The organism is Nocardia sp. NPDC003999 (assembly GCF_053604885.1).
On sequence record NZ_JBSGIB010000052.1, the window covers coordinates 1 to 2501 of the forward strand.

Below are 2501 nucleotides of genomic sequence, written 5' to 3' on the forward strand. Positions count from 1 at the left end.
GCACGCGCGGCAACGGCGACAACATTCCGGGAGGCTCGAAAGCCAATCCGGCGGATGTCTATCGCTACCTCGTCTCGAAATACGGTCTCACGCCGGCCCAAGCAGCCGGAATCGTGGGTAACCTGCAGGTCGAGTCCGGTTTCAACACCAGCGCGTACAACTCGGGCGAAGGCGCTATCGGTCTGTGTCAGTGGCGGGGCGGGCGGCGGCAGGCCCTGGAGCGGTTCGCGGCAGCCCAAGGGAAGCCGGTCACCGACTGGAAGGTCCAGATCGATTTCATGATGGCCGAATTGCGCAGCAATGAATCCACCGCGTACGGATATCTCCGGGCCGCGCAGACGCCCGCCTACGCGGCGGCGGTCTTCGATCAGTATTACGAAAGAAGCTCCGGTGAGGCGAGAGGGCAGCGCATCGCCTACGCCAACAGCATCGCCTCGGCGATGCGCAACGTCGCCGTTTGACCTCGCCCGGCCTTCACCAGTCGCTCGGTGCCCTCTTCCATCGAGGCGCCACGCCGTTGTCCGCAGCCGCGTGCCGGGCACCGATATTCCCGCAAGCGGGAACAGCATGGGAGTGCTGGGGAGGTACCTGCATTAGGCTGCGGATACGCTTCGGGACGAGTGCCGGGGAAGAGGCATTCCGAGTCGGGTGAGCCGACAGCCGGGCAAGCGGCATGAGTTCACCGCATCGGCGCGGGCTTGCCGCATCGGCTGTGCGCTCTCCCGGTTCCAGCACGCACCGATCATGTCCGGCGATCGGCAGCGCGTACCGGGGCATCCGGCGGAAGGTGGATCATGGCTGCCTCTGTGGTCACCGCGCGTAGCGTCCGCACGCAGCGGGGGGACTGATGGCTCCGGCGGATCGCCTCGGCCCAGAGCGAGATTCCGATGAGCCCGGCGATCCGCGCGACGTGCGTGCGAGCGCCACCACCAGCGCGCCGCGCCGCCCCGCCAAGTCCGCGACGCGCGGCGCTCCCACCCCGATTCCGCGGCCGCAGCCGGGTGCGGCCGCACCGGCGGCACCGGTCGGCGCGACAGCTCAGGGGCGCACCCAGAATGCACCGTCGGCATCCGAGACGACCTCCGCGGCTGCGGGTTCACCCTCCGTTCCGCGCTCGGACACACTGGGCATGGCGGGCTCGTCCACGCCCATGGCGGCCGCGGCGATGGGCGCGCTGGCGGCCATCGCCGCCCAATACGGTGACGGCCCGCCGACCGCCGTGACGGGACAGCCGTACGCGCCGCCCGATCTCGACGCGGCGCGGCCGAGCGGACCCGTCGTGTGGGACGGTGCGCTCGGTTCTCGATACGCCGACAGCAATCAGAATCGAGCACGCCACGGCGATGCGACACAGTCGATGAACGCCGAGCTGGAACGCATCCTCGGCGGCGCGGTCGACAACAGCACGCAGGGACGCGCAGCGATCGGTGCGATCCTCGCCGAGGTGAACACCGCGCTGACCGCGCTCGGCACCGTCCAGGACGCCAACGCGAGCAGGCAATTGGTGATCTCGACCTTGGACAGCGCCTTACAACGGGCGGGAACCGTGCTCGGCCAAGGACAGGCCGCCGCAGTGCTCACCGCCGATCGCGTAGCTGCTCTTGCCGACCGCTATCTGCGCGAGTCGCGTCCCGTCCAGCCGCGGCGGCCCCGCCGCACGTCCCACTCGGGCACGCACGGGCCCAGCGGCGGTCCGCCACGCACGCGGCCGTCCGGCCAGCAGGGGCAATGGATCAACGAAGCCTTGCAGGTGTTGCGTCAGCACGGCTACGACACGCGCCAGATCGATCCGGCCGACATCGCGGCGATCATCCAGCACGAGTCCGGTGGCAACCCCAACGCGATCAATCTCTGGGACAGCAACGCCGCGGCCGGAATTCCGTCGAAAGGCCTGATGCAGACCATCGATCCTACGTTCAACGCGTACTCCGTTCCGGGGCACCGTGATATCTGGAATCCGGTGGACAATATCGTCGCGGGCGTTCGGTACGCCATCGAACGTTACGGGTCGGTCAGCAACGTGCCGGGAATCGTGCAGATGCGCGGCGGCGGCTCGTACGTGGGGTATTGACGCCGGTCGCGGACGATCGGCTCCGGTGCGGCGGCGGCAGATAGCGGGCACGTCGGATCGACTGATCACGCCCACCGCGCGGCCGCGTAACTGCTGGGCAGTTTCCGGTACTGGACGTGGCCGCCGGTGTGGGGAGCTTCGACGCACATGCCGTTGCCGATGTACATGATGACGTGGCCCGGGTTGTTGGGTCCCTTGAACGAACTCGAGGGGAAAATGAGATCGCCGGGCTTGATGTCTCTGGGATTCACCTTGGGCAGGGTGCGGTATTGGTCGGCTGCGACTCGCGGAATCCGCACACCGGCGGCTGCCGCCGCGTATTGCATCAGGCCCGAGCAGTCGAAAGCGTTCGGCCCTTCCGCACCGTAGACGTAGGGGTCGCCGAGCTGGGCGAGTGCCACCTGGATGGCTTTCGCGGCGGCTCCGGTCG

Annotated in this window: 3 protein-coding genes; 2 read left to right on the forward strand and 1 reads right to left on the reverse strand. The window is 68.3% G+C overall.

Going from position 1 to position 2501, the window contains the following annotated elements; translation table 11 throughout:
* Positions 1-461, forward strand: a 461-nt coding sequence (locus ACWESM_RS36570) for a phage tail tip lysozyme (protein WP_355081624.1), incomplete at its 5' end; no start/stop codon positions are given.
* 668 nt (positions 462-1129) lie between these two features.
* Positions 1130-2071 carry a transglycosylase SLT domain-containing protein gene (locus ACWESM_RS36575; protein WP_452495722.1) on the forward strand — a complete coding sequence of 314 codons (942 nt, stop codon included), beginning with the start codon at positions 1130-1132 and terminating at the stop codon, positions 2069-2071.
* Between the two features lie 65 nt (positions 2072-2136).
* Here the strand turns inward: ACWESM_RS36575 and ACWESM_RS36580 are convergent.
* On the reverse strand, positions 2137-2501 hold a 365-nt coding region (locus ACWESM_RS36580), incomplete at its 5' end, for a C40 family peptidase (RefSeq protein WP_355081620.1).